This window comes from Pedobacter sp. JCM 36344 (assembly GCF_046546555.1).
Lineage (GTDB): Bacteria > Bacteroidota > Bacteroidia > Sphingobacteriales > Sphingobacteriaceae > Pedobacter.
On record NZ_JBKHKK010000018.1, the window covers coordinates 36,191 to 61,733 of the forward strand.

Here is a 25,543-nt window from a genome sequence, read left to right on the forward strand (position 1 = left end):
ATGACGTATTCAATATCAGATCTTGAACAGCTTTCGGGCATTCAATCCCATACCATCAGGATGTGGGAACGCCGATATAATGCGCTCGTACCAAGGAGGTCTGCTGGTAATACCCGTTTCTATGACGATAATCAGCTCAGACGTTTATTGAATATTGTAAGTTTAAGCCAGTCTGGTTTAAAGATCTCTCGCGTATGCTCGCTAACGGAGCTTGAAATGAAAACGCTGCTTGATAAGGAGCTAGACCAGGTAGCATCACCGATTGCAAAGTATGAATACTATATCTCTCAACTGCTTAGTGTAGGCCTGGCTTACAATGAAATAGAATTTGATCGATTGATTTCGCTCGCCATTGATGAGTATGGTCTCAAAATGTCGTATATTAACATCATGTACCCGCTACTTATGAGACTTGGTTTGATGTGGCGAAGCGACAATATATGTCCTGCACAGGAACATTTTTTGTCTAATATCATCCGGCAAAAGATTTCCGTTGCCACTAGTGAGATCAAACAAAATGTGGCTGTTAAAGCAACATGGGTACTGTTCCTGCCGGATGATGAAGACCATGATATTGGACTGCTCTTCGCTAATTATCTCTTGAAGTTGTCAGGCAACAAAGTGATTTACCTAGGTGCAAAGGTGCCAATTGATTCTATAAAAGATGTTACGACAAATGTGAAAGTAGATCACCTCTTATTATTTATGGTAAGAAGTCGGATAATAAATTCAGCCCCTGATTATCTGGCCGAGCTATCATTGGCTTTTCCTGATCAGATCATTCATGTAGCGGGTAATTCAATGGTATTGGGCGATGCAGTAATGGAAGGTAATTTAAGATTGATGAAGTCTATAGACGACTTGGAGAAGCAAATGATAACATCGGAAAATGGTAATTAATGATAAAAAAAAGATAAAAAAAACGGCAGTTATCGGTGCTGGATTTGCTGGGATAAGTGCTGCTGCGTATCTAGCTCAGGGTGGTTTTGAGGTCGACCTCTATGAAAAAAACGAGCAGGTTGGTGGAAGAGCCAGGCAATTAGAAACCGACAATGGATATACCTTTGATATGGGCCCAAGTTGGTATTGGATGCCTGATGTGTTTGATAAGTTTTTCAGCGATTTTGGTCATAAGCCCTCAGATTTTTATGAGCTAGAATTGTTGGACCCTGGTTTTACCGTGGTCTATGGAATGGATGACGTATTGGATATTCCAGCAGATTTTGATGCACTGTGTTCCGTTTTCGAAAGTATCGAAACTGGTAGCGCTGAGCGATTAAAGGTCTTCTTAGCTGAGGCTGCTTTTAAATATAAGGTAGGAATCGAGAAGCTAGTTTATAAACCCGGTCTGTCGATATTTGAATTTTTGGATGCCGACCTTATTAAAGGAGTTTTCAAACTGCAGGTATTCACTTCATTTAGTAAGCACGTTAGAAAGTTTTTTAGCCATCCAAAGCTCATCGCACTTATGGAGTTTCCGGTTTTATTTCTCGGCGCCATGCCTGAAGATACACCGGCACTTTACAGCCTTATGAATTATGCGGGTCTAAAACTCGGTACTTGGTATCCGAAAGGAGGATTTGGGAAGGTAATAGAAGGAATGAAAAGCGTAGCAGAAGAGCAAGGTGTGAAATTTCATCTTGGATCGCCAATAGCTTCAATCAGGCAATCAGGTAATTCCGCTGTAGAATTAGGATTTGATACGTTTAAGAAAAGCTTTGACGGTGTTATTGCATCCGCAGATTATCACCACATTGAAAAGGAGCTATTGCTAACAGGAACTAACAATTACGAAGAAAAATATTGGGATAAGAGAGTACTTGCACCTTCATGTTTGATTTTCTATATTGGAGTGACCAAAAAAGTAGACCGTTTGAAGCACCATACCCTATTTTTCGACGAGGATTTGAAACTGCATGCTATAGAGATTTATAAGGATCCGAAATGGCCTGCTAAACCACTATTTTATGTATGTTGTCCTTCGAAAACTGACGATAGTGTTGCTCCAGAAGGTCATGAAAACCTTTTTCTTTTGATGCCACTGGCTACTGATCTTGAAGACACTGAAGCTTTGCGTGTAAAGTACTTCGATATGATTATGGATAGGTTAGAAAAATATACGGGTGACGATATAAGAAACAATATTGACTATAATAAGAGTTACTGCGTTGAAGACTTTAAGGTAGATTATAATTCTTACAAAGGAAATGCCTATGGTTTAGCTAATACGCTAATGCAAACGGCAAATCTAAAACCATCGATTCGCAATAAAAAGATCCCCAATTTATATTACGCAGGGCAACTAACTGTGCCCGGACCGGGAGTACCTCCTTCAATAATATCCGGTAATGTAGCTGCTAAACAATTGATTAACTATTTAAAAGCCTAATTTATGAAAGAAATGTTTGATAAGCTTTCTGCCGATTGCAGTAAGCTAACTACTAAAAGCTACAGTACCAGCTTTTCTCTTGGCATACTTTTCTTAAATAAAAAACTTCGTAATCCAATATATTCGATCTATGGTTTTGTTCGTTTAGCAGATGAAATAGTTGATAGTTTTCACGATTACGACAAAGAGTATCTGCTTGAAAAGTTTAGGACTGATTGTTTGGAAGCAATTGATCACGGGATTAGCTTGAACCCGGTTTTAAATTCCTTTCAACAAGTCGTAAACGAATTTGGAATAGAGATGGAACTGATCGAGCTGTTTTTGGAAAGCATGAAAATGGATTTGAAGCGGACGGAATATACCTTAGAAACATTTGACCAGTATATCCTTGGTTCTGCTCAGGTTGTGGGCTTGATGTGTTTGCGGGTATTCACCAATGGCGATGACGTTGCCTACGAAAAATTGAGACATTCTGCAATGAAACTGGGTTCTGCCTTTCAAAAGATTAATTTTCTTAGAGATTTAAAAGCCGATTATCAAAATCTTAGTCGCAATTATTTTCCTAACTTAGATCTCTCGAAGTTTACCAACGCAGAGAAGATGTTAATTGAACAGGATATCGAGCAGGATTTTAAAGAGGGTTTAGAGGGAATCAAGAGGTTGCCCTCAACATCAGGAAGTGGAGTTTACCTGGCTTACATTTATTATAAGGAGCTTTTTAATAAGATAAAAAAATGTAATGCGGAAAAGGTAATGTCTGAGAGGATTAGAATCTCGAACAGACAGAAATTTGGTTTAATGTTTGACTCCATGCTGCGCTATAAAATGAATGCTATATGAATAAATTCCTTTTTATCACGACAATTTTGATGGGTATGATTTCTAAAAATGAACCAAAAGTTGAAGTAGTAAGAAGTCTATTCTATGAAGCTGCTAGCAATAAATCAGCAGCGGAGAAGTTCTCAAGGGCATTGTCGGAGGTTGATAATAACTCCAGTCCTGTTTTGCTGTGTTACAAAGGAGTTGCAGAGATGATTCTAGCGAAGCATGTATTCAATCCATTTAATAAACTCGAAAAATTTAGAAATGGAAAAATTTTAATTGAGGAATCAATAGTCCGCGATCCTGAAGACTTGGAACTTAGGTTTTTGAGATTTTCCATTCAAAGTAATTTGCCAGGATTTTTAGGGTACGATGAGGAAATTTTTATAGATAAAACGAAGTTGATAAATGGGTATAGTACTATTAAAGATACCGAATTGAAAAGTCGAATATTAAGCTACTTATCTGATTCTAAATATTGTAGTATAATTGAACTAAAGAAATTAACAAAATGACTGAACAAGTAATCCTTGTTGATATTGAAGACAATGTATTGGGAACTATGGATAAAATGGACGCCCATGTTCATGGTAAACTTCATAGGGCATTTTCAGTTTTTATCTTTAATAAAGCGGGTGAGTTGTTACTTCAGCAACGTGCTATTGATAAGTACCACTCGGGTGGCAAATGGACCAATACCTGTTGTAGCCATCCAAGATTAGGAGAGGAAACTGTGGATGCAGCCCATCGTAGGCTTAAGGAAGAGATGGGTATGGAATGTGACTTGCAATATGCATTCAATTTTACTTATAAGGCCCAATTATTAGGCGGAATAGCAGAGAATGAATATGATCACGTTTATTTCGGAGTTAGCGATGATTTACCAATTCCTGATCCGTTAGAAGTTTCAGCATTTAAATATATATCTATGGAAGCGCTTTCCAGGGATATGCAAGAGAATCAGGATGAATATACTGAATGGTTAAAAATTTGTTTTGAACGAGTACAACATAGTATTAAACGATTATTGTAATGGGAGAATTTCTAAGAGGTTTTTTAATTGTCGGAGCAACCTTTTTTGTGATGGAGGGAGTAGCTTGGTTGACACATAAATACCTGATGCATGGATGGTTGTGGGCATTACATAGAGATCATCATAAGAAGGATACGGAAGGTTTTTTGGAGTTTAACGATTCCTTTTTCCTGATCTTCGCAATACCAGGTATCCTTTGTCTGGCACTTGGTTCATTTTTCGGTATCTCGATCGCTTTGTATATAGGTATTGGGATAACTATTTATGGAGCGGCCTATTTTTTTGTTCACGATATTTTCATTCACCAGCGCTTCAAGGTGTTCCGGAATTCAGATCACTGGTATTTCCAAGCCATTCGGAGGGCTCACAAAATGCACCATAAGCACCTTGGAAAAGAGGACGGTGAGTGTTTTGGAATGTTGTGGGTTCCGGTGAAGTATTTTTGGGAAACCAAAAATAAAAAGCATGAGCGAGTTGGCGTGAATAAACTTCGCCGCGACAATAAGATTAACGCGTAGTCATATTTTTCAAAAATTTGTGCTTTTTCAGAAATTAGGACTAAATTTCCAAACATGAAGCACGACCCTTCAAATTTTCGAACAGTTAATGTGATTCGCTACGTTACGCCTTTGAGGGAAGGTGGATCTATGCCCGCTATAGCTGAAGCAGACGATGAATTTCTTTATGTTGTCAAGTTTAGAGGTGCCGGACAAGGTACAAAGGCGCTCATTGCAGAGATTATTGGAGGAGAGATAGCCCGTGCGCTTGGTTTTAAAATCCCCGAAATCGTTTATGTCCAATTAGATGAAGCATTTGGGAGGACAGAACCTGATGAGGAGATTCAGGACTTGTTAAAAGCGAGTGTGGGATTGAACTTGGGAATCCACTACTTATCGGGATCAATAACTTATGACCCCGCAGTTGTTACTGTAGCATATAAGCTTGCATCTCAGATTGTATGGCTGGATTGTTTGTTAACAAATATGGACCGTACGCCCAGAAATACTAATATGTTAATGTGGCATAAAGACCTTTGGTTAATTGACCATGGCGCTTGCTTGTATTTTCATCATTCCATGGGAAACTGGAAAGAGCAGGCAGTTAGGCCATTTGTATTGATAAAAGATCACGTTTTGCTTCCGCAAGCTTCGTTATTAGAGGAAGTTGATTTAGACTTCAAAGCTACACTTACTGATGACCAGATTGACAAGATTGTTTCGTTAATCCCCGACGAGTTCCTGCATCAGGAAGGAGCGGATGAAACGGCAGAAGAGATGAGAGACATCTATGCTCAGTTTTTAAAATTACGCATCTTAAATTCCGAAACTTTTATAAACGAAGCCAACAATGCAAGAGCAACATTTATTTGAGTACGCAGTGATTCGTTGGGTTCCCCAAGTGGAACGAGAGGAGTTTATCAATATCGGAGTCATTCTTTATTGTGCCAGACACAAGTCCCTGAACATGATTTATCATCTTGACAATTCAAGGTTAGCCGTGTTTAATCCATTGTTTGATCTGCAAGAGATGGAACTACATCTGAGCGCTTTTCAAAATATATGTGCTGGATCAAATAAGGGAGGTCCAATTGCAGAGTTAGACGCAGTATCGAGATTTAGATGGCTCACCGCAATGCGAAGTACGACTATCCAAACTTCCCGTGTACATCCGGGTTATTGTTTCAGCTCTATGGACACACTCACAAAACTTCACCAGCAGCTCGTATTGCTGACGTAATTAAACTTTAAATCATATTTCGCTTTTTAAACTTATACCATCATGAACGAAGAGTTTTTTCAACAGATACATCGTAAACAGAATCAAATAGCGGCTGTGCCATCCAATGAAGAGGTGTCTGATTGGGTAATCAATCTACTTAATCTACTTTACCCCGAACGCCTTACCACTCCTGACTACTCGGTAAATGAAATTAAAAGACTGTTTTTAAAACTGGAAAAGGAATTGATTATGATCTTCAATGCTACTAATGCGTTGGAAAACTGCGATAACGAGGCATCTGCTAAAAAATTCTTTGAGGGTGTACCAGAGTTGTACAGGAAGATGAACAATGACATTACGGCGATTTACCTTGGAGACCCCGCGGCTCAAAGTGAGTTTGAAGTGATCAGGGTTTACCCTGGATTTTTAGGCATTGCCTTATACCGAATCGCGAACGATCTTTTGAAGGCTGGAATTCCGATCATTCCCCGAATCCTTACTGAATATGCGCATTCGATTACAGGAATAGATATTCACCCGGCAGCTACTATTGGCGAACATTTATTCATTGACCATGGCACCGGTGTTGTAATAGGTGAGACAACGGTTATAGGCAATCATGTAAAGCTATACCAGGGAGTTACCCTGGGAGCTTTAAGTGTGGAGAAGGACAGGGCTAACACAAAACGGCATCCCACAATCGGGGATCATGTTATCATCTATTCCGGAGCAACAATTTTGGGTGGAGAAACGCTGATTGGTGATTCCTGTATAATAGGCGGAAATGTTTGGTTAACTAAAAGTGTACCAAATCATTCAACAGTTTATCATCAATCAACGATTAAAGTAGTGGAGACTAAAAAGATAGGATAGGATATGAGAAGTGTTATAGATTTTGTGGGTAATACGCCACTCGTTGAAATACAAAGATTAAATAACAAAACTAACGTCAAAATTTTTGCTAAGCTTGAGGGAAACAATCCTGGGGGAAGTGTTAAAGACAGAGCTGCGTTAAACATGATCAGAACTGGTATGGAACGTGGCGACATAAAAACCGGTACAAAGCTTATTGAAGCGACTAGCGGAAACACGGGTATTGCCTTGGCAATGATAGCTAGCTTATATGATCTTGATATAGAGTTAGTTATGCCGTCAAACTCAACCAGGGAACGAACATTGACAATGGAAGCTTATGGTGCCAAAGTTACTTTGCTTGAATCTATCGAAGTGTGTAGAGATTATGCGGAAGAAAAGGGTGCTCAAGATGGGTATTACCTCATGAATCAATTTGCCAATCCGGATAATTATCTGGCTCATTATAAGACAACCGGCCCTGAGATATGGAGAGATACAGAAGGAAAGATAACGCATTTTGTGAGCTCAATGGGTACAACAGGAAGTATCATGGGTAACTCTATGTACCTAAAAGAAAAGAATCATGAGATACAAATTGTGGGCTGCCAGCCGACTCCTGAATCTTCAATTCCTGGAATCAGAAGATGGCCAGAGGCCTACCTACCAAAGATATTTGACCCATCACGTGTCGATCGTGTGATGGACGTTTCACAATTGGAAGCAACTGAAATGGCTAGAAAGATGGCTAAAACTGAGGGAATCTTCGCTGGTATGAGCAGTGGTGGAGCATTATCTTGCGCCCTAAAACTTGCCGAGGAGCTTGATTCTGGTTTGATCGTTTTTATTGCTTGTGATAGGGGTGACCGTTATTTGAGCAGTGACCTTTTTGGTTAGCTCTGAGCGATAACGATTGCGTAAATAATTTCCGGTTGTTGCGTTTATTCTATAGTATAATTATGTAGACTTGTTTATCACTGTATGAACATTTTCTATGATTTTATCTAAAAGTATCCTAAGCGACACCTTGTCCGCAAACATAAATCTTCCTGCGCTTTCCGATTTCGGACTTCCTGAAAAGGTTTTGCAATTTGGAACTGGAGTGCTGTTACGCGGACTTCCAGATTATTTTATTGATAAAGCCAATAAAGCTGGCAAGTTCAATGGACGCATTGTAGTTGTAAAATCTACAGGTAAAGGAGGGCTGGCCGATTTTGTAGAACAAGACAACCTATACACGATTTGTGTTAGGGGAATTGAAGACGGAGCGGTTGTTGAAGAGAGTATCATATCTTCTGCCATTAGTCGTGTTTTAGATGCAAATGGAGAATGGGATTCAGTATTAAAGGTTGCTACAAGCCCAGACTTAAAACTTATTTTATCAAATACTACAGAAGTGGGCCTAGTCTTGTTAAATGAGAAAATCGATCGGTCTACCCCTGAATCTTATCCTGGGAAGCTGTTGGCTGTACTTTATGAAAGGTTTAAAGCCCTTGGAGATAAGGCCCCAGGACTTGTTGTAATCGCCACTGAGTTAGTACCGGATAACGGAAAAATTTTACATAAAATAATTATTGAACTTATTGCTTATAATTCGCTGGAAGACAGATTTATTAAATGGCTGGAAGATTATGTGACTTTTTGCAGTTCTTTGGTGGACAGAATTGTCCCTGGTAAACCAGACCAATACCTACTCAATGCTATGGAAAAAAAGCTTGGGTATACCGACAATCTCTTGATCATGGCAGAACCATACCGACTATGGGCAATCGAAGGTGATCGAAAAGTAGCTGATTTACTTAGCCTTGAAGGTGTTGACGAGGGGATTGTTGTTAAGCCTGATATCGAAATATATAGAGAACTGAAAGTCAGACTTCTTAATGGGAGTCACACGCTAGCCTCTGGCATTGCATTTCTGGCAGGAATTGATACCGTTGCAGATGCGATGTCTAACGAAAGCTTGAGGCACTATATAGAGAATGTGATGCAAAAGGAGATTATCCCGGCGATTCCTTATGCAGTCAATTCAAAAGAGGCTGAGGAGTTTGCTATGAAAGTTCTTGATCGGTTTTCAAATCCATTTATCAAGCATCAATGGATCAACATTACGTTCCAATACACTATGAAGCTGAAAATCAGGGTAATTCCTGTTATCAGTCAGTATTACAATAGATTCAATAAGGTTCCAGAACACATTGCATATGGTTTTGCGGCTTATCTGACGTTTATGACTGCAGGAGAAGTTGGAGGTATTGGATATAAGATTACTGACGATTCATTGGATTACATTAACGGTATTGACAAAACGAATTTTGTTTGGTCTGTTTTGAGTGACGAAAGCTTATGGGAAATCGACCTTACTGCTTTTGAGGGGTTTAAGCTAGCCGTGGAAAGATATTTTAGTTATATTACAAAAAATGGGGTTATCGCCGGATTGGCGCTGATTCTATAGTACTGATAAAAACCAAATATAATGATCGGGAAAAAAGTAACCAATTACAGGTGGACTATCTGTGCGCTATTGTTTTTTGCAACTACCGTTAATTACCTGGATAGACAAGTTTTAAGTCTGTTGAAGCCACATCTGGAGGATGTTTTTGGATGGAGCAACAGCGATTACGCTAATATAGCTTCCGTTTTTCAGTTTACATATGCAATTTCCATGCTTTTTGCAGGTCGTATTGTTGATAAGCTAGGCACGAAGAAGGGCTATGCCTGGGCTATAGTGATCTGGTCTGCCGGCGCTATCGTTCATGCCCTCGCGATCCCTATTGGAGAAGGAATAGCAGTAATAATGGGCTTTGTCGGCGTAGCTAGTATCTCTGTGTCAATTGCGGGGTTCATGTTCTCAAGGGCTCTTCTTGGCTTTGGAGAGGCAGGAAATTTTCCAGCTGCTATAAAAGCTACTGCAGAATACTTTCCCAAAAAAGAAAGATCATTTGCAACAGGAATATTTAACTCGGGGACGAATGTGGGTGCTGTGCTTGCGCCACTAACAGTTCCATTTATTGCTAAACAATGGGGTTGGGAATCGGCTTTCATATTGATAGGGGCTGTGGGCTTACTGTGGCTGATTTTCTGGTTCAAGTTTTACGATAAACCTGAAGAGCAGAAAAGAATGTCTGCCGAAGAGCTGGAATATATCAATGATGAAAAAATTGAAGGCATTGAACCCATAAAAGAGTCTGAATATGCCGACGGAAAAGTGTCTTGGTTCCGGTTGTTGCATTATAGACAAACCTGGGCTTTTGTAGTGGGTAAATTCATGACCGATGGTGTTTGGTGGTTCTTCCTTTTCTGGCTTCCGGCTTATTTGAAAGACCAGTACGGCATGGTAGATACCCAAATAATGTTACCCTTAGTTGTTCTCTATAGTATGACCATGATTGGTAGTGTTGGAGGCGGTTGGTTTCCTATGTATTTTATTAAAAATGGTTATGCACCTTATGATGCAAGAATGAAGGCAATGTTGGTGATTGCTATTTTTCCTTTGGTGGTCTTGGCAGCGCAGCCTTTGGGTCAAATTAGTTTTTGGATGCCTGTTATCCTTATAGGAATTGGTGCATCAGCCCACCAAGCCTGGTCGGCCAATCTTTTCACGACTGTATCTGATATGTTCCCTAAAAAAGCGATCGGATCTGTGGTGGGTATCGGTGGGATGGTTGGAGGATTGGGAGGGGTATTCATTACCAAACTTGGAGGGGCCCTGTTTGATAAATATAAGGCATTGGGACACATTGAAACAGGCTACACCATTATGTTTTCTATTTGTGCTGTAGCATATCTTATCGCATGGGTAATTATGAAATCCCTTGTACCCAAGTATAAGTTAGTCACAGATCTGTAGATTCCTGACAAGATTAGCTGAATCAATTACAGTATAGCAGAATTTGAAGTAGATATGTATCTATCAATAAAAGCTTTTTCCGGAAGTATCTTTTTACTCCTGATTATTGCAACGGGGCTTAAAACATCAATGGGCTGCGTGCCTGCATTTAAGCAGCTAAGTATGCCCTACGGAAGAAATTCAAGGATTATCTACGATCAGTCCACCGGTTTATATGACCTTTATCAAGGTAAGCTGCAAATCATAAATGACGCCTTTGCAGAGGTGAAAAGTGGGGATCAAGTACTGAAAAGCAACGAATATACAGTACACACGTATACGATTGAAGCCCTAAATGATCAGTTTGGGGTCGGTAAAAGGTATATGTTTTTCTTGAGAAAGAAAGGCTTGCCCGAAATGCAGCAGGTGTTTTATGTTTATCCTAACTTGTCATACTTCTTTACTGAGGTTCTATTGAAAGGGGATGCAATAAAAAGCAATTACATGTCTCCACTATCCTCCAACAACGTAATACTGCATGCGAAAGGTGATAATAGGAATCTCTTTGTTCCTTTCGATAACGACACCTTCGTTAGATACGATGCAAAATCCACATTTTCAAACATTAAAAATGCGAGCGCTGAAGTTGGTGCATTCTACGACAATACGAGTCGTAAGGGATTAATTATTGGTTCCGTAGAACATATGGTTTGGAAGACAGGAGTGCTGAGTGAAGGCAAGGGTGATCAGCTAAGGGAATTGAGGGTGTACGGTGGGTATTCGGATAAGCAGGTTACCAGAGACCAAATTCCGCATGCGACAATTTCAGGTGATTTGATAAAGTCGCCAAAAATATTCGTAGGCTATTTCGTCGATTGGAGGATAGGGCTTGAAGCTTATGGAAAGGCAGGCAGACTTGCGGAGGTTCCTTTTGTGTTCAATTGGGCTAAACCCGTTCCATTTGGCTGGAACAGCTGGGGGGTAATTCAAGAAAAGCTGAGCTATGAAAAGGCCATCAAAGTTGTTGATTATTTTGCGGAGAAGCTTACTGATTTTAGAAACGGAGAAACTGCATACATTGATTTGGATTCATTCTGGGATAACTTTACAGGCGGCATGACAGGCGATTTCACTAAACTTAAGGAATTTGCTGATTATTGCAAAAGTAAAGGGCTAGAGCCTGGGGCTTATTGGGCACCTTTTACAGACTGGGGTTTCAAATCTAGGAACGACCGGGAGGCAGAGGGAGGCACTTATAAGTTCTCTGAAATGTGGACCAAAGTAGGAGAGGGCTATCATGATCTTGATGGAGCAAGGGCCTTAGATCCAACTCATCCCGGAACCCAGAGAAGGATTGACTATGTAATTGATAAGCTAAAAGCATGTGGTTTTAAGATGATTAAGATCGACTTTCTTGGTCACGCAGCCGTGGAGTCAACGCATTTTTACGATTTGAAAATTAGGACAGGTATGCAGGCGTATCGGGTTGGTATGGAATATCTCGTTAAAAGGGTGGATGGTCAGATGCTTATTTATGCTGCTATTTCACCAAGTATGGCGACGGGAAGGTATGCACACACAAGGAGAATTGCGTGTGACGCCTGGAAGACAATCAAGGATACAGAATATACCTTAAATAGCTTAAACTACGGTTGGTGGCAAACCTACCTATACAATTTCATTGATGCAGACCATGTTGTGTTTTCAGAAGAAGATCCTGGAAGTAATAACGCCAGATTTACATCAGGATTGATCACTGGTACATTAATCACGGGTGACGATTTCTCTGTCGCGGGCGATTGGAATAAACCAGCTGAAAGCTTGCTGCAAAATAAGGAGCTCTTGGCTATCGCAAGATCGGGAAAGGCTTTTATGCCATTAGAAGGAAATACTGGTAAAAATGCAAATGAAGTTTTCTACAGAACAATCAATGGTTTCTTATACGTAGCTCTTCTAAATTATTCGAAAACACCCCGTCAGTTTAATATTCCGTTTGATAGAATGGGTCTTCCCAAGGACCTTTATAAAGGAAAAGAACTCTTTGAAGATAAAGAAGTTGAGTTATACAAATTATTAAAGTTCAGGGTCAGAGAACAAGATGCTGCTATCTTGAGGATTAAACTTGGTAAATAGCAGGCTGAAATACTTAATATTAAATTAACATTGAAAGTAGATCTTTGTATATGTTTTTATACAGCCTAGCGTTTGTCTTTTTTTTATTAGCATTAATTGCCGCGTTCAAAATGGAATCTCCAGTTAAGGGAGCATTATTTGTGCTTTCGCTGATAGGCGTATGTGGCGTACTCTACTTATTTATCTTATTTCCTGGAATTTCAGGTTTGTCTGTGGCTTCGATGCTTGTCATATTTATTTTGAGACAAAGTAAGAAATAGCATCGTCTTAAATTCCAGACATAACGATGTCGCCAATTTGCCTACATCTTTCGGTTAACCAATTACCATTACTAATTTTTGATGGTGGACTGAAGAGTTTTGATCCAAAACCCAAAGCAGTAACGCCAGCCTGAAGCCAGCCCGTTATATTTCCCCCCGATATGTCCACGCCGCCTGTTGGCATAAACTTCAGATTTGGAAACAAGGGCTTAATTGCTTTTAAGAAAGAAATACCTAGCACATCTCCAGGAAAGAGCTTTACTAAAGTTGCGCCCAACTCTTCTGCCAATGCGATCTCTGAAGGAGTCATGCATCCTGGAATCCAAAATACCCCATGCTGTTTAGTAACCTCTGCGAGTTCTCTATTTACAATCGGACTTACAATAAAATCTGCGTTTAGGTCAATATAAGTTTTGGCTTGATCGGAGGTTTTTATGGTTCCAATTCCAAGCAGAAGATCGGGATATTCCGCATCACGCTTTTTTTGCATTAGCTTGAAGTTCTCTAGTGCCTTTTCTCCACGATTAGTAAATTCAAATACACGAATGCCGCCATCATAACAAGCACTCATGATGTTTAGGCAAGTAATTGAATTGTCATTATAGTAGACAGGGATTACAGGATGAGATATGATCTGGTCCAGTACGTTAATTTTTGAGTTCATAATAATTGTTTTTTTAAAGAGAACCATCACCAAAATCACCTTTTACGAACAATTTTCGAAATCCGGCAGCTGTCGCCCGTTCGATTATTTGCTTGCCAGGCAAGCCATCTACTAAACCATGGATCAAACCGGCCATAAAAGCGTCGCCACTACCTATTCGATCAATAACTTCTTCTGTTTCTAATACTTCCGAAATGAAGTTGTCGTTTTTAGTATGATAGGTTCCATAAAAAAGGTTATGTTTTGGGTTGTCCATAAATCTAAAGGTATTGGCTATATGTTCACAATTTGGATATGTTTTAAAGATATTCTCTGCAGAATTACAGGCCACTTTAAAGTACAGGGATGAAGTTGTGCTTCTATTCAGCGTCTCATCTATGCCTGCACCCAGCATTTTGTCGGCAGCCCAGATGTTGCCCATAATGACATGGCAATATTGGACTAAGGAAGGCATAACCTCAATCGGTTGTTTCCCGTAATCCCAGAGCCTGCTTCTATAGTTCAAATCTACTGATATCTTCAGGCCATTTCTATTTGCTGCTTGCAGAGCTTCTAGCATTACGAGGGCAAGTTCACCATTTAAAGCAGGAGTAAGGGCAGACCAATGAAACCAAGTATGACCTTTCATTAATTCATCCCAATTTATCGATCCAGTTACTAAACTGCTAAATGATGAATACTTTCTGTCGTAAATCACTTCACCATTGGACAAACCATTTGCTGAAAGTAAAAAGTAAAGCCCTAGTCGTGATCCTTGCTGTAGGACTTTCGTCGTGTTTACTGAGATATCTGATAACTCTTTCAGAGCACTTGATGTTAAAGCATTTTCGGGGGCGGCTGTAACATACGAAACAGTTTTTCCAAAATGTGCTAATGATGCAGCTACGTTGGCCTCGGATCCTCCGGGATACAGTGTTGCTCCCTGCTCATTGTTCAAAAAATCATTAGTTTTTGAACTAAGTCTGATCAATAGTTCACCGAAAACTAAAATGTTATGGTTTTGCCTCATTTAAATTGGGATACTTTATACAATAATACAGGTATAATGTTTAAAGTGCTAAGGTTCTTTGCGCTAAGAACGCAAACGTTTTCGAGTGGAGTTTCTAACGTTCACTTCTGTGGGCAACATGATGGTCTCGAACTCTATGTCATTTTGCTTTTTTTCTATTAACTCAATCAATTTACTAGCTGCGTGCTCACCGATTTCAAATGCAGGCTGATATACAGTACTTAATGAAGGGTTTAAAGCCTCCGCTAAATCCGTATTTGTAAAACCAATTATTGCGATGTCTTCCGGAATGTTGTAGCCAAGTTTGCTCAATATAGCCAGGCATCTGGTGGTAATCTGGTCTGTTGCCGTAAAAATGGCATTCGGACGATCATTTAAATTCATATAGAATGTTATTGCAGCCTCTAAATCGTCTGCGAGAGTTTGCGAGTCAGTGTAATCGCAGGATCTTAGTAGTTCGGGTCTAAACTCAATTCCCTTATCGGCCAATGCTTGTTTATAGCCGTTCAACCGATCTGTTGCAATGCTCAATTTAGTATTGGTATTTAGGTGGGCAATACTGCTGTAACCTTGCAAGATTAAATGCTCAGTTGCCTCGTATGCACCCTTAAAATTATCTGCACCTACTTTGTGTGTTTGTATCTCATCACTTAACCTATCAAAAAGCACTATAGGCAGGCCTTGTTCCTGTAGGGAGATCAGATAGCTCAGGTCAACACTTTCACAGGCAGGAGAAATTAATATTCCATCTACACCTCCAGCGTGCAGCAAAGAGAGGCAAGCGCATTCCTGTTCATGGGACTCCTTACTTTGCATGATGATAATCTGATAACTCTTATCTGTACTGTATTTGTCAATTCCATCTAGCATTTGTGCGACGAAATTGTTTTCAAGCGAACAAACAACAACACCAATTGACCGACTTTTGCCTTCCTTTAAGCCCTTCGCCAGCCTATTAGGGGAGTAGTGATTTGCTTTTGCAAATTCAAGGACTTTCTTTTTAGTCTCTATGCTTATTTCGTAGCTATCGTTCAATGATTTAGAAATTGTTGAAATAGATAAGTTAAGTGCCTTCGAAATATCCTTGAGGGTTATACTATTGTTCATATCAGGTTTACCATTTCTACTTATTTGGAGCAAAAAATTGTGTTTGACAAATATATGATACATAACATAAATACACTCTATACTGTTGCTTAACAGTGTTAGATTGTTTATAAAGAATAATGATGAGAAGCAAAGAGCGCATAGCCAGGTAAAAGGGGGACTCCAGAGAGAATTTTTTAGACGCTTTTCTTGAGATTGTGAACGAGGAGATATGGCATTCTTTGAGCATGAGAAACATTGCAGATATAATTGAATATTCCCCGATTATCTATGAATATTTTCTCAACGAAGAAGGGATTCTTATGCATGAAAAGGAATGATCAGATTTACAACCGAATAAATTTTAAAAAGACTTGTTTTCTACAAGTCTTTTTTTCCGATAATAACTTAATAGTGTTAAATTACTTAAACTCGTTGAAATAACAAATAACTATAATAATCATAAAAAATTACCATGGTTTCTACAGCGAACATCAACTGGGTTATAGGTTGATGAAGCGCCCGGAGATCGCCTATGCTTTTTAATAGTCTTAAAGCAGATTACCCACAGTTGCAACTGGAAACAAACGATGAAAAGGCAGATGGCATTGGTAGATAGCGAAAGTATAGTAATCCAACTCAGCCAGATTGTACTTGTTACAGTCGATGAGGTCTCTGATGAACTTGTGAAGATTGATAAGTTGAAGCAGCAGTTTAACTTAATTCAACAAAGGGTTGTGACCCTGTAAGCGGCAATTAAGAATGCAAACCTGTTATTTAAAAATGGAATGGCAACTTATCAGGAAGTAATCTCCGCCCAAAGCAATTCGTTGCAAAGTGAGTTGGAATTGGCTAGGTTAAAAGCGGCTTAATTGTCTGCAGCAGTAGAACTGTACCCTGCGTTAGGAGGCGGAACATAGCGCCTACTTTATAAACTGTAAGTCAATTTTATATGGTCTATCCCAAATTTAAAACGAAAGTAGAAGTAATTACGTACGTTTGTTCAGACACTTATCAGCGAAACATGAAGAATTTATTTTTAATTGCTTTAGGAATTATGCTAAGCTTCTCAGCTAGCAGTCAGATATTAAAACCTGTGAAATGGAGTTATTTAGCTAAGAAAACTTCGAAAAATGAAGCTACTCTTTTAATCAGGGCAACTATTGATAATGGATGGCATATCTATTCCCAGAACATCGCGGATGGAGGTCCAATCAAAACGACCTTCAACTTTAAGGCTGCGAAAAGTTTTGCCGCTGTTGGTAAAACTATCGAGCCGAAGCCAGTTACTAAGTTTGAGAAAACTTTTGATATGAATGTTTCCTACTTTGAGAAAACGGTTACTTTTCAGCAAAAAGTGAAGCTAACAGGCGGTAAAACCGTGATTAAAGGATCAGTTGAATTTATGGTATGTGATGACCACCAATGTTTACCTCCGGAAACTGTTGAATTTTCAATTCCTGTGAGCTAAAATTATGATTAATAGATGTTATAAAATTATATTGAGAGTACTCCTAATTTGGGTACTCTTTTTTTTAGGCGGTTCTTACCCAGCATTTTCTCAAACTGATACCGCAATTTCAGATGATGAATTTACAGAGATTGTTGCAGATACGACCATTTCGGATACCGTTCAGCAACCGGCGACGGTAATTGCAAAAGATTCCGTCACCAAAGCGGAGGTAAAGCTCTCCAAATCCAAGGGAGAAGTTCAAAAGACGCTATGGCAGACCTTTATTGCTGGCCTTATTGGTGGGTTTCTGGCATTTTTCATGCCATGTATCTTTCCTATGGTGCCATTAACAATCAGTTATTTCACAAAGCGTGCAGGTAGCAAGCAAAAAGGGATTGGTCAGGCAATGATATACGGCTTATCCATCATTGTGATTTATGTTGCTTTCGGGCTGCTCATTACTGTACTTTTCGGTTCTGCGGGTTTAAATGCGCTAAGTTCTAGTGGTTTGTTCAACTTCTTCTTCTTTTTAATCCTGGTTACTTTCGCCATCTCATTCTTTGGTGCTTTCGAGATTACTTTACCGAGTTCATTTGTAAATAAAATTGACCAGAAGGCGGATACTAGCAAAGGCTTGGGCGGCATCTTTTTTATGGCCGCTTCGCTTGCATTAGTTTCGTTCTCCTGCACTGGACCCATCATTGGTACACTGCTTGTTGAGGCAAGTTCTAAAGGAACGCTACTGGGCCCTGCAATCGGGATGTTTGGCTTCGCTTTAGCGCTGGCACTACCGTTCACGATTTCAGCGATCTTCCCCGGCTTTTTAAGCTCGATGCCTAAATCTGGTGGTTGGCTAAACAGCGTTAAAGTATGTCTTGGATTTTTAGAATTGGCATTTGCATTAAAATTCCTTTCCGCTGCAGACCTGGTTTGGCACTGGGAATGGTTCGACCGTGAGGTCTTCCTGGTTTTGTGGATCGTAATTTTTATATTGATGGGTTTCTATCTGTTAGGAAAACTCAAGTTCTCACATGATAGTGACTTACCTTTTATCTCTGTTCCCCGGTTGTTTTTGGCAATGTTTTCTTTGGCTTTTGCGATATACATGATTCCGGGATTGTGGGGAGCACCAGTTAGCGTACTTAGTGGTTTAGCCCCTCCAATGAATACACAGGACTTTATCCTGACGTCAGGTGGATCTTCATCATCAAGTACAGACAAAGGGTTTCCTTCCACAGTGAAGTATGATGATGTATTTAAGAAGCCTGTTGGTTTCAGCCCTTTCTTCGATTTAGAAGAAGGCCTGAATTATGCTAAGAAAGTAAACAAGCCGATAATGATCGATTTTACTGGATGGGCTTGTGTAAATTGTCGGAGGATGGAAGATAACGTCTGGATAAAACCAGAAGTTGGCAGGCTGATTAAAGAATATGTATTGATCCAACTGTATGTTGATGAACGTAAGATTAGGATGCCTAAGGAAAAGGTTCATTATTCTAAGATCTTGAGGCATAATACCGATGACCTTGGCTGGTGGAACGGAGATTTTCAGGCAACGAATTACAATACCAATTCGCAACCATTTTATGTGCTGGCAGGTCATGATTTGAAACCATTGGTTACTCCACAAGGAGCTATATTTGATGCAGGAGATTACGCTAAGTACCTACAAAGCGGGCTGGATGCTTTTGCTGGAAAGTAATTTTAAGATATAGTAGGTCGGGTACCGTCTTTTTATTATTTCATACCGCCAAATGCGACGACGCAAATGCTTTTGTGCAATATTTTTACGTTTGTAAACCCCACTCGATTCATCAAAACCAGTTGATATCCGATAGATCTTGGGGTATCTTCATAGTCAATGTAGTCAAACACATTTTGACGATACTGAAGTCCGCCAAGCGTTTCGAGATATGTTCCATAGGATTCTTTAAAAAGCTGGTTAAGGGCTTCGCTGTCATGGGTGATTAAATCATAAATCCAAAAGCTTCCACCCGGTGTCAAGGCATTGTAAATCTTTGTGAAACATTAAGCCAGTCTTCGTCATCACGCAAATGATGTAGGACAGCAGCTGCAAAAATGATATCAAAGGTCTCGGCTCCCAATTCTAATTCTCGCATGTCCAATTGGATGGTTTTAACCTTTCTAGACGTAATATGCGAAACCCGTTCCTTAGCCTTTTCAAGCATTGGCAAGCTAAAGTCATTTAGGGTACAGTTCAGATCTTGCAATTTGGTTAGCATTTTCAGCGTGTAATTACCGGTTCCGCAACTGATGTCCAATAAGTTTTTTTGCACTCGGTGTTACTGCTTTTGCATCCGTACAGAGTTCCATTATATGGGATGCGTCAATTGTCGTCAGCTGACCAGTATCAAGATTGGAGAAGCACGCTACATCATTATCAAATCTCGTTTTGATCTCATCGTTTGATGCTTTCTTATTGAAATGCTCGCTCATTGATTGAATGTTTTACATTCAAATATAATAGATCAAACATAGATTAATCGCTTTTCAGGATTAAATCTATGTTTGAGATTGAGAGAGATTTAGGGGTTGTGCGTAAATTGAATAAGTCAACACTTATAACTAGGGGCAAACATAACATTCAGGGAAATGCTAATCAACTGGGTAAACACGCAGGTTTGAGCCTGTGATGAGGGATTAATCAAACAAAAGTAGTTGATACGGATTTCCCCTGGGATGCTGAATCGAAACTTCGTTAAAATTAGAAATAGATATTCCAAGAAGCCTAACCGATTTGTCTATCAGGTCCACATTGTTTAGGACATGCGACCCGATAAGAAAAATGTCTTCATAACTGAAAAATTGTTCTTGTAAGGAGAGGTTTCGTGTGATTTGCTTGAAATCGCTAAACTTCAATTTTAATGTTACCGTTCGTCCCCTAAGATTATGCGTCTCTAATCTAGTTGAAACCTTTTCTGCTAACTTTTTTAGCTCAGTATGCATTTCCAATAAGGAAATTAAGTCATTTCGAAGGTGTCTTCTGCTGCCAACGACTTCGTTTCTTTGAAAGGCTGAACTGGTCGCATATCTATTCCACGTACGATACGGTAGTAAAATTTTTCTGATTTACCAAAATAGTTTGATAGTACTTGTTTAGTTAGTGCTTTTAAATCTGCGCCAGCATGGAGATGCATGCGCTTCATTTTCTTGGCAGTTACTTTACCTTCGCCAAAAACTTCTCGACTGGTAATGCTTCCATGAAGGCTTCAATCTTAGAGGGTCCGATAAATGTTAGGCCATCAGGCTTATTCATATCTGAAGCGATTTTTGCGATGAACTTATTTGCGGCCTGCTGATGCGGTTAAATTTAGCTCATCTTTTATAGCTAGCTTTATCATTTTAGCGATTTTCAGTGCTGATCCAATCGCTGATTTATCATTTGTAACATTTAGATACGCTTCATCCAATGATAGAGGTTCAATAAGGTCGGTAAATCTGCTAAAAATCTTTCTGATTGCAACCGATACTGCCTTGTAGGCTTCAAAGCGCGGCAACACGAATAATATCTAAGGACAAACTTGCTGGGCTTGTCTGGAAGGCATCGCCGACTTAATGCCAAATTTTCTTGTTTCGTAGCTTGCAATAGCAACTACGCCTCTTCCTTCAGGAGAATCGCCCACAACAATCGGCCTACCTTTAGACTCGGGGAAATCCCGTTGTTCTACTGATGCGTAGAATGCGTCCATATCGATATGGATTATCTTTCTCACTGAGATAAATTTATGAATAAATTTTGACTTGAGCCTTCTGCAATTGAAACAATACCCCACAGTGCTTGTTTTAAAACAATAAACAGAGATCATAATGAAAAATACACAAGAAAAAGACCTTAACCCGTATGAGTTTACTTTAGAAATTGGCGGTGAGCCTAACGCTATACGCGTGGAAGTTCCGAAAGACGGTGATTATGTGGTATATATTAATGGCGAAAGAACAGGGCATATTTCATGCACTAAATCAGATGCGAAGAGGTCCTGGATGACTAATGATGATATTGCACAAACCTTAGTTAACCAGATTGGAGAACAAATTGAAATACTGGAGGCTGGTGATTTAAATTAATGTTCTGATTTGTTTTTTCTCATAAACGAAAGATAGTATGCTGTGCAAATGATGATTGCAACGACAATTAATAATATAATTAGTGTTTGAAGTCCTTGGGCAGATTGATGGTGTTCCATATTGTATGTTTTTGATGAAGGTAAAAAAAATAGTTTATATGAAAAATAAATATACAATTAATGATCTAAGTGGGCTTAAAGCTAGGCAAATGGCTTTACTATTAGAATCTGATAGGCATGCGGAAGAAATCTTTAAGGAGGCAAGATCTTGCATTCAAGATTTCTCAATAGTTAATTTATTTAAGGAGGATCCAAGACAAAAGTTAAACTTGAAATTTAAAAAACAGCACAATAGCTCTTTGCTTTCCAGTAAGATACTTTCTTTGGCGCTTCCATTGATTTTAAATAGGACGATTTTTAAAGGATCGGGTCTGGTAACAAGGGCTGCTGTGGGTATGATTTCAAGTAAAACAGGGGCGAATATTGGAAGTTATCTAATTAAATGCATGAGTATCGTCAGCAAATAGATTCTTGAAACTATTGTTTATATTGCTATATTAAAACATTGTTGCCAATATAAATGATTTGGAGGTTTACCATTTTTTTATCCTTAGGTATGTTGATGTTTTTCAGCACAATGGCTTTGACTTGGGAATCTTTTAATGTGGCAGATCCTCTTAGTCAGGGAGATTTTAACATAACAAGTGCATCATGCAAACCTAATGGATCAATCATTCTCAAAAATGCCAACACCACCGGATTTGTATTTTCATGGGAAGATTCCAGCGGAAATGCGCTTGGATCCTCAGGTCAAATTGAAGCTCTCTCTCCCGGCAACTATAAGCTTACCTACACACTTGATGGAAGTTCACCTTATACCTTAAATTTCTCAGTTCTGAAGATATTGCCAAGTGCTACCACACAAAATAATTTAATTATTGCATGCGATGAGACTACACTTCGCGTTAGAGCAGATCGTTTTTCTAGTAGTACCATTGTTAATTTCAAATGGGAGAATGAGTCGGGCGAGATTATCGGTAGCAATGAGTTTATAAATCTTCTCGCTGGACAATATTATCTCACCCTCACCGATGCAAACGGTTGTTCCTCCAATAGAGCTAGTATTAGAGTCAAAGCTGCCTCCTCGAGACCGCTGATTGACCAAAGCCGCGCTATAATTACCAGCTCAGGATGTTCATCATCGGATGGTTCGATAACTGGATTAACTGTCTCTTCATCCGATGGGGGACGTTTTACCTACAGCTGGAGAAATTTCGCTGGTGATCAAGTAGGCGATAGATTAAACCTTACTGGAGTTCCAGCAGGTAAGTACCGCTTAACGGCGAGGCTGACTGCTGGATTGTGTGAGAGAATCTCTGAAGAGATAGTTGTCAATCATCGAAATCCATTAATTAGTTCAACAAGCTCTGTCGTTTCGAAGTCTGCAGACTGCGAGTTACTAAATGGGGGCATTACTGGCGTCCAGACTAATGCCACAGCCTTTCGGTGGATTGATGTAGATAAAAAAACTGTAGCTATCACATTAGATATGGTCAATGTCAAAGAAGGATATTATGAATTGATACTGTCGAACGACTTCGGCTGTCAGGAGACGTTGGGGCCTTTCCATGTGAAAGCTGGGAATCCTCCAATAATTATGCAGTCAATGCCTGTGATCAAAAATGACAGTTGCAACTTAGGAATCGGTAGCATTTTAGGTGCGAGTGTAGTTGCATCCGGAATACGTTACTCTTGGGCCGATGCAAGTGGAAGGGAAATCTCTACAGATCCAGACCTTCGAAATGTTAAGGCTGGTGATTATCTTTTGACGATAAGAAATTCTTCATGTTCCCAATTATATCCATATACCATCCAGAATGTTGAGATTCAACTACCTGCACCTGTTTTGGAAAATAAATTTGTGTGTTCTGCAGCGGACATATTAATTAGTTTCGGCGAAACTGTCCCACTATATAGGATTTATTATGAGAATGGGAATTTACTTCAAGAAAGTAGAAATAGAAACTTCATACTTAATGTTAAAGATAATGTGACATATTACGGGGCGTTAGGCAAAGGGGCATGTGAAAGTGTCAGGACGGCTTTTAAAGTTATTATTGGAGAAGCGTCGATCAAAATACCTTCCTCATTCAGTCCAAATAATGATGGGACCAATGATGCCTGGATACTCAGAGGTATTGAGGTTTACAATACTGCTGATGTAAAAATATACAACAGGTATGGCATTGTCGTTTACCATAGTAGCAATCCGGCTAATGTTTTTGATGGAAAGAGAGATGGAAATGACCTGCCTTCAGGGGTATACTATTACATTATTAAGTTAACGAATGAATGTAACCCTCTTACTGGAAGTGTGACTATTCTTAGATGATGATGAACCATAATGATAGGTAAACCTCCCGTTAGGGGCTGAATCTCCGTTGTCCATCCAATGCATTGGATCTCCAGACAACTGACAATTGTCTGCCCATTTGAAGTTCAGGCCAAAATTCTGGCTCGTGATGTTAAGCATTCTTAAAGGGATAGCAAGCTCCAGTTCATTTGATTTATACCGATATTGAAGATGTCCGTTTATCAGTCGCCTGGTCGCTCCATCCAATCTGGTTAAGGAAGTAGTTTTACTATTTACGACTGCCGCATTTACTATATATTGAAAACCAAGCCAGTGGGCGGCCTGACTGCCTTCTACTGAAATAAACAGTTGCATCCAATCTTTATCTTTCCACGAACTTATGTGTCCGCTTGTCTTAACATAGAAATAGAGGTTAGATTTATCGGAGCTAACTTTGCATTGAATGATATCATTTCTGCCTGATGTGTTGACGTACTCTTTGATGCGACCCCATCCAGTATGTTTCCTGTGGTAAGTATCGCCAGCGTCATCATTGTAATATGTGATTACATTTTGCCAGTCAGCGAAATAACCATCTATGACCTTAGGAAAGGTTAGTTGGTCGATATTAGTCCTTTCTACGCCCTTAAATTTTCTTATATTGTTAACCAATTGATAGTAATAATGGTCTTGTGTTTCTCCTTTTTCGGGCTCTGCATCTCGGCTAAACTCGGCATTGTATAAGTCAACAAAATAGGTTTCACCCTTCCCGATTTTTTTGCCGAGAAAATTTACTGAGCCACCATCGTCAAAACGCATTGCCACCCATTCATTCCAGCCTGTTACAAAAATAAACTCGGGGTCAACGGCTAGGGCTCGATTCCATTGCTCTTGAAAATAGAGTCCTTTTGTTGTTTGCTTCCGTTCTGGTTCCTGGCCATCATGAAAGCTTCTTCCAATGTTTGACATTGGGTGCTGTGCGATGCTAACTGTAATCTGTTCCGGCTGATCTTTTGACTCATGCCAGCCGTATGCCTGTGGATAGTGATCAAGCCATGGCCATTTATCCCTTCCATCTGCGAACCACTTCTGCTTCTTACTCCATGCCCAGGATTGCCGGGTTGAAAAGAAATTCTTGTTTTCTTCATTTAATGCTTCGGGAGGACAGAGTAGTAGCGGTCTTCCCTTCCAATTAAACCATAATTCTTTAAACATTCCTTTCTTGTAAATCTGCTTATACAAATTATCAACAGTTTGCTTTGCAGCGCTGTTGACGATGAACGAGATTGATGGAGTGCTAATACCAGAACTTCTTAGTTTGGAATATACGCTCGCTATCTTTGTTACTTGTGGAAGATAAATGGTTGCATTTGTAGCATCTAAAATGATGACATCAACTCCAGCATCTGAAAGCATTTGTGCATGCTTTCTAATGACCCATTCATCATCTGCCAGATAGTAACCAAAATATGGTTCCCCCCAATGGTGAAAGGCATGGACTGGTCCGTACTGTGGATTGAGAGGATTTTTCTTTAATATTTGAGTGATGTCATACGGACTCAGTGTATCAGTTGGTTTTTTTTGTATAATCCCGCCATCTGCAGCCCCCCCGCTGTGCTGATCAAAACCGTGGGCACCCTGCCACACAAAGTAAAATATTCCTACATATTTACCTGTTCTTGAAGAGGGATATTGATTTGGATCGATTTTTCTACCGAGACCATCTGTAGCAAACCAAGTACTTGCATGACTGGAGGAGTTGATAGATGCAGCTGGTAAATTTATAGAATCCTGACCATACAGATTGACGGTAAAAATCCAAAAAAATAGGTATATCAGTGATCTCGACATGTTTATAT

The 25,543-nt window shown here is 39.6% G+C and carries 28 protein-coding genes and 1 pseudogene; 19 read left to right on the forward strand and 10 right to left on the reverse strand.

What is annotated here, in order from left to right; all coding sequences use genetic code 11:
- From ACHFIZ_RS15835 to ACHFIZ_RS15895, 13 genes are all read left to right on the forward strand, one after another.
- Positions 1–900 (forward strand): MerR family transcriptional regulator, encoded by a 900-nt coding sequence (locus ACHFIZ_RS15835; RefSeq protein WP_410887584.1) that lies wholly within the window; start codon positions 1–3, stop codon positions 898–900.
- Complete coding sequence (locus tag ACHFIZ_RS15840; protein ID WP_410887586.1) at positions 890–2,389, forward strand: phytoene desaturase family protein; 1,500 nt, start codon at positions 890–892, stop codon at positions 2,387–2,389. Before ACHFIZ_RS15835 ends, ACHFIZ_RS15840 begins: the two co-directional genes overlap by 11 nt.
- Positions 2,390–2,392: 3 nt before the next feature.
- The gene (locus ACHFIZ_RS15845) at positions 2,393–3,229 is read left to right on the forward strand and encodes a phytoene/squalene synthase family protein (RefSeq protein WP_410887587.1); all 837 of its coding nucleotides are present in this window, start codon (positions 2,393–2,395) and stop codon (positions 3,227–3,229) included.
- Positions 3,226–3,726, forward strand: coding sequence for a hypothetical protein (locus ACHFIZ_RS15850; RefSeq protein WP_410887588.1), 501 nt, complete (start codon positions 3,226–3,228; stop codon positions 3,724–3,726). Before ACHFIZ_RS15845 ends, ACHFIZ_RS15850 begins: the two co-directional genes overlap by 4 nt.
- On the forward strand, positions 3,723–4,244 hold the full coding sequence (idi, locus tag ACHFIZ_RS15855; RefSeq protein ID WP_410887589.1) for an isopentenyl-diphosphate Delta-isomerase: 522 nt from the start codon (positions 3,723–3,725) through the stop codon (positions 4,242–4,244). Before ACHFIZ_RS15850 ends, idi begins: the two co-directional genes overlap by 4 nt.
- Positions 4,244–4,762, forward strand: a complete 519-nt coding sequence (locus ACHFIZ_RS15860; RefSeq protein ID WP_410887590.1) for a beta-carotene hydroxylase — start codon at positions 4,244–4,246, stop codon at positions 4,760–4,762. The genes idi and ACHFIZ_RS15860 overlap by 1 nt, the downstream gene beginning before the upstream one ends.
- Positions 4,763–4,816: 54 nt before the next feature.
- Entirely contained in the window at positions 4,817–5,614 is a 798-nt protein-coding gene (locus tag ACHFIZ_RS15865; RefSeq protein WP_410887592.1) for a HipA family kinase, read from the forward strand.
- A complete protein-coding gene (locus tag ACHFIZ_RS15870) occupies positions 5,592–5,981 on the forward strand; it encodes a DUF3037 domain-containing protein (protein ID WP_410887594.1) in 390 nt (129 codons plus the stop codon). Before ACHFIZ_RS15865 ends, ACHFIZ_RS15870 begins: the two co-directional genes overlap by 23 nt.
- 42 nt (positions 5,982–6,023) lie before the next feature.
- On the forward strand, positions 6,024–6,836 hold the full coding sequence (gene epsC / locus ACHFIZ_RS15875) for a serine O-acetyltransferase EpsC (RefSeq protein WP_410887596.1): 813 nt from the start codon (positions 6,024–6,026) through the stop codon (positions 6,834–6,836).
- A gap of 3 nt (positions 6,837–6,839) precedes the next feature.
- Positions 6,840–7,712, forward strand: a complete 873-nt coding sequence (gene cysM, locus ACHFIZ_RS15880; protein ID WP_410887599.1) for a cysteine synthase CysM — start codon at positions 6,840–6,842, stop codon at positions 7,710–7,712.
- A gap of 97 nt (positions 7,713–7,809) precedes the next feature.
- Entirely contained in the window at positions 7,810–9,267 is a 1,458-nt protein-coding gene (locus ACHFIZ_RS15885; protein WP_410887601.1) for a tagaturonate reductase, read from the forward strand.
- A 21-nt stretch (positions 9,268–9,288) separates the two neighbouring features.
- On the forward strand, positions 9,289–10,662 hold the full coding sequence (locus ACHFIZ_RS15890) for an MFS transporter (RefSeq protein WP_410887603.1): 1,374 nt from the start codon (positions 9,289–9,291) through the stop codon (positions 10,660–10,662).
- 54 nt (positions 10,663–10,716) lie between these two features.
- Entirely contained in the window at positions 10,717–12,774 is a 2,058-nt protein-coding gene (locus ACHFIZ_RS15895) for an alpha-galactosidase (protein ID WP_410887605.1), read from the forward strand.
- Between the two features lie 267 nt (positions 12,775–13,041).
- On the opposite strand, the gene ACHFIZ_RS15900 is transcribed toward ACHFIZ_RS15895, so the two are convergent.
- From ACHFIZ_RS15900 to ACHFIZ_RS15910, 3 genes are all read right to left on the reverse strand, one after another.
- On the reverse strand, positions 13,042–13,698 hold the full coding sequence (locus tag ACHFIZ_RS15900; protein WP_410887607.1) for a bifunctional 4-hydroxy-2-oxoglutarate aldolase/2-dehydro-3-deoxy-phosphogluconate aldolase: 657 nt from the start codon (positions 13,696–13,698) through the stop codon (positions 13,042–13,044).
- Positions 13,699–13,711: 13 nt separating this feature from the next.
- A complete protein-coding gene (locus tag ACHFIZ_RS15905) occupies positions 13,712–14,707 on the reverse strand; it encodes a PfkB family carbohydrate kinase (protein WP_410887609.1) in 996 nt (331 codons plus the stop codon).
- Between the two features lie 63 nt (positions 14,708–14,770).
- Positions 14,771–15,814 carry a LacI family DNA-binding transcriptional regulator gene (locus ACHFIZ_RS15910; protein WP_410887611.1) on the reverse strand — a complete coding sequence of 348 codons (1,044 nt, stop codon included), beginning with the start codon at positions 15,812–15,814 and terminating at the stop codon, positions 14,771–14,773.
- Between the two features lie 569 nt (positions 15,815–16,383).
- Here ACHFIZ_RS15910 and ACHFIZ_RS15915 point away from each other — a divergent pair.
- The 3 genes from ACHFIZ_RS15915 (at position 16,384) to ACHFIZ_RS15925 (ending at position 18,948) form a co-directional block, all read left to right on the forward strand.
- Positions 16,384–16,542 (forward strand): hypothetical protein, encoded by a 159-nt coding sequence (locus tag ACHFIZ_RS15915; RefSeq protein ID WP_410887613.1) that lies wholly within the window; start codon positions 16,384–16,386, stop codon positions 16,540–16,542.
- A gap of 275 nt (positions 16,543–16,817) precedes the next feature.
- Positions 16,818–17,264 (forward strand): protein-disulfide reductase DsbD N-terminal domain-containing protein, encoded by a 447-nt coding sequence (locus ACHFIZ_RS15920; protein ID WP_410887615.1) that lies wholly within the window; start codon positions 16,818–16,820, stop codon positions 17,262–17,264.
- Positions 17,265–17,268: 4 nt separating this feature from the next.
- Complete coding sequence (locus ACHFIZ_RS15925) at positions 17,269–18,948, forward strand: protein-disulfide reductase DsbD family protein (RefSeq protein WP_410887617.1); 1,680 nt, start codon at positions 17,269–17,271, stop codon at positions 18,946–18,948.
- Positions 18,949–18,983: 35 nt separating this feature from the next.
- On the opposite strand, the gene ACHFIZ_RS15930 is transcribed toward ACHFIZ_RS15925, so the two are convergent.
- From ACHFIZ_RS15930 to ACHFIZ_RS15955, 6 genes and pseudogenes are all read right to left on the reverse strand, one after another.
- Positions 18,984–19,250: a hypothetical protein gene (locus tag ACHFIZ_RS15930; RefSeq protein ID WP_410887619.1), complete on the reverse strand. Its 267-nt coding sequence runs from the start codon at positions 19,248–19,250 to the stop codon at positions 18,984–18,986.
- The gene (locus ACHFIZ_RS15935; protein WP_410887621.1) at positions 19,247–19,543 is read right to left on the reverse strand and encodes a class I SAM-dependent methyltransferase; all 297 of its coding nucleotides are present in this window, start codon (positions 19,541–19,543) and stop codon (positions 19,247–19,249) included. The genes ACHFIZ_RS15930 and ACHFIZ_RS15935 overlap by 4 nt, the downstream gene beginning before the upstream one ends.
- Positions 19,503–19,703: a hypothetical protein gene (locus ACHFIZ_RS15940; RefSeq protein WP_410887623.1), complete on the reverse strand. Its 201-nt coding sequence runs from the start codon at positions 19,701–19,703 to the stop codon at positions 19,503–19,505. Before ACHFIZ_RS15940 ends, ACHFIZ_RS15935 begins: the two co-directional genes overlap by 41 nt.
- A 204-nt stretch (positions 19,704–19,907) precedes the next feature.
- Entirely contained in the window at positions 19,908–20,213 is a 306-nt protein-coding gene (locus tag ACHFIZ_RS15945; protein WP_410887625.1) for a hypothetical protein, read from the reverse strand.
- Positions 20,214–20,227: 14 nt separating this feature from the next.
- A complete protein-coding gene (locus ACHFIZ_RS15950) occupies positions 20,228–20,413 on the reverse strand; it encodes a hypothetical protein (protein ID WP_410887627.1) in 186 nt (61 codons plus the stop codon).
- A 135-nt stretch (positions 20,414–20,548) separates the two neighbouring features.
- Positions 20,549–21,073, reverse strand: a pseudogene (locus tag ACHFIZ_RS15955) (hypothetical protein).
- 1 nt (position 21,074) lies between these two features.
- On the opposite strand from ACHFIZ_RS15955, the gene ACHFIZ_RS15960 reads away from it, so the two are divergent.
- The 3 genes from ACHFIZ_RS15960 (at position 21,075) to ACHFIZ_RS15970 (ending at position 23,723) form a co-directional block, all read left to right on the forward strand.
- Positions 21,075–21,332 (forward strand): hypothetical protein, encoded by a 258-nt coding sequence (locus tag ACHFIZ_RS15960; RefSeq protein WP_410887629.1) that lies wholly within the window; start codon positions 21,075–21,077, stop codon positions 21,330–21,332.
- Positions 21,333–21,489: 157 nt separating this feature from the next.
- On the forward strand, positions 21,490–21,858 hold the full coding sequence (locus tag ACHFIZ_RS15965) for a hypothetical protein (RefSeq protein WP_410887631.1): 369 nt from the start codon (positions 21,490–21,492) through the stop codon (positions 21,856–21,858).
- Between the two features lie 53 nt (positions 21,859–21,911).
- Positions 21,912–23,723 carry a gliding motility-associated C-terminal domain-containing protein gene (locus ACHFIZ_RS15970; RefSeq protein ID WP_410887633.1) on the forward strand — a complete coding sequence of 604 codons (1,812 nt, stop codon included), beginning with the start codon at positions 21,912–21,914 and terminating at the stop codon, positions 23,721–23,723.
- Here ACHFIZ_RS15970 and ACHFIZ_RS15975 read toward each other — a convergent pair.
- On the reverse strand, positions 23,673–25,535 hold the full coding sequence (locus tag ACHFIZ_RS15975) for a hypothetical protein (RefSeq protein ID WP_410887634.1): 1,863 nt from the start codon (positions 25,533–25,535) through the stop codon (positions 23,673–23,675). The two genes, ACHFIZ_RS15970 and ACHFIZ_RS15975, sit on opposite strands and share 51 nt — an antisense overlap.
- Between the last annotated feature and the right edge of the window lie 8 nt (positions 25,536–25,543).

Excerpts from the sequence above, each read along its gene's own strand:
- ACHFIZ_RS15835 (WP_410887584.1), top strand. The coding sequence starts at position 1 with ATGACGTATTCAATATCAGATCTTGAACAGCTTTCGGGCATTCAATCC.
- ACHFIZ_RS15840 (WP_410887586.1), top strand. The coding sequence starts at position 890 with ATGGTAATTAATGATAAAAAAAAGATAAAAAAAACGGCAGTTATCGGT.
- ACHFIZ_RS15845 (WP_410887587.1), top strand. The coding sequence starts at position 2,393 with ATGAAAGAAATGTTTGATAAGCTTTCTGCCGATTGCAGTAAGCTAACT.
- ACHFIZ_RS15850 (WP_410887588.1), top strand. The coding sequence starts at position 3,226 with ATGAATAAATTCCTTTTTATCACGACAATTTTGATGGGTATGATTTCT.
- idi (WP_410887589.1), top strand. The coding sequence starts at position 3,723 with ATGACTGAACAAGTAATCCTTGTTGATATTGAAGACAATGTATTGGGA.
- ACHFIZ_RS15860 (WP_410887590.1), top strand. The coding sequence starts at position 4,244 with ATGGGAGAATTTCTAAGAGGTTTTTTAATTGTCGGAGCAACCTTTTTT.
- ACHFIZ_RS15865 (WP_410887592.1), top strand. The coding sequence starts at position 4,817 with ATGAAGCACGACCCTTCAAATTTTCGAACAGTTAATGTGATTCGCTAC.
- ACHFIZ_RS15870 (WP_410887594.1), top strand. The coding sequence starts at position 5,592 with ATGCAAGAGCAACATTTATTTGAGTACGCAGTGATTCGTTGGGTTCCC.
- epsC (WP_410887596.1), top strand. The coding sequence starts at position 6,024 with ATGAACGAAGAGTTTTTTCAACAGATACATCGTAAACAGAATCAAATA.
- cysM (WP_410887599.1), top strand. The coding sequence starts at position 6,840 with ATGAGAAGTGTTATAGATTTTGTGGGTAATACGCCACTCGTTGAAATA.
- ACHFIZ_RS15885 (WP_410887601.1), top strand. The coding sequence starts at position 7,810 with ATGATTTTATCTAAAAGTATCCTAAGCGACACCTTGTCCGCAAACATA.
- ACHFIZ_RS15890 (WP_410887603.1), top strand. The coding sequence starts at position 9,289 with ATGATCGGGAAAAAAGTAACCAATTACAGGTGGACTATCTGTGCGCTA.
- ACHFIZ_RS15895 (WP_410887605.1), top strand. The coding sequence starts at position 10,717 with ATGTATCTATCAATAAAAGCTTTTTCCGGAAGTATCTTTTTACTCCTG.
- ACHFIZ_RS15900 (WP_410887607.1), bottom strand. The coding sequence starts at position 13,698 with ATGAACTCAAAAATTAACGTACTGGACCAGATCATATCTCATCCTGTA.
- ACHFIZ_RS15905 (WP_410887609.1), bottom strand. The coding sequence starts at position 14,707 with ATGAGGCAAAACCATAACATTTTAGTTTTCGGTGAACTATTGATCAGA.
- ACHFIZ_RS15910 (WP_410887611.1), bottom strand. The coding sequence starts at position 15,814 with ATGAACAATAGTATAACCCTCAAGGATATTTCGAAGGCACTTAACTTA.
- ACHFIZ_RS15915 (WP_410887613.1), top strand. The coding sequence starts at position 16,384 with ATGAAAAGGCAGATGGCATTGGTAGATAGCGAAAGTATAGTAATCCAA.
- ACHFIZ_RS15920 (WP_410887615.1), top strand. The coding sequence starts at position 16,818 with ATGAAGAATTTATTTTTAATTGCTTTAGGAATTATGCTAAGCTTCTCA.
- ACHFIZ_RS15925 (WP_410887617.1), top strand. The coding sequence starts at position 17,269 with ATGATTAATAGATGTTATAAAATTATATTGAGAGTACTCCTAATTTGG.
- ACHFIZ_RS15940 (WP_410887623.1), bottom strand. The coding sequence starts at position 19,703 with ATGAGCGAGCATTTCAATAAGAAAGCATCAAACGATGAGATCAAAACG.
- ACHFIZ_RS15945 (WP_410887625.1), bottom strand. The coding sequence starts at position 20,213 with ATGCATACTGAGCTAAAAAAGTTAGCAGAAAAGGTTTCAACTAGATTA.
- ACHFIZ_RS15950 (WP_410887627.1), bottom strand. The coding sequence starts at position 20,413 with ATGAAGCGCATGCATCTCCATGCTGGCGCAGATTTAAAAGCACTAACT.
- ACHFIZ_RS15960 (WP_410887629.1), top strand. The coding sequence starts at position 21,075 with ATGAAAAATACACAAGAAAAAGACCTTAACCCGTATGAGTTTACTTTA.
- ACHFIZ_RS15965 (WP_410887631.1), top strand. The coding sequence starts at position 21,490 with ATGAAAAATAAATATACAATTAATGATCTAAGTGGGCTTAAAGCTAGG.
- ACHFIZ_RS15970 (WP_410887633.1), top strand. The coding sequence starts at position 21,912 with ATGATTTGGAGGTTTACCATTTTTTTATCCTTAGGTATGTTGATGTTT.
- ACHFIZ_RS15975 (WP_410887634.1), bottom strand. The coding sequence starts at position 25,535 with ATGTCGAGATCACTGATATACCTATTTTTTTGGATTTTTACCGTCAAT.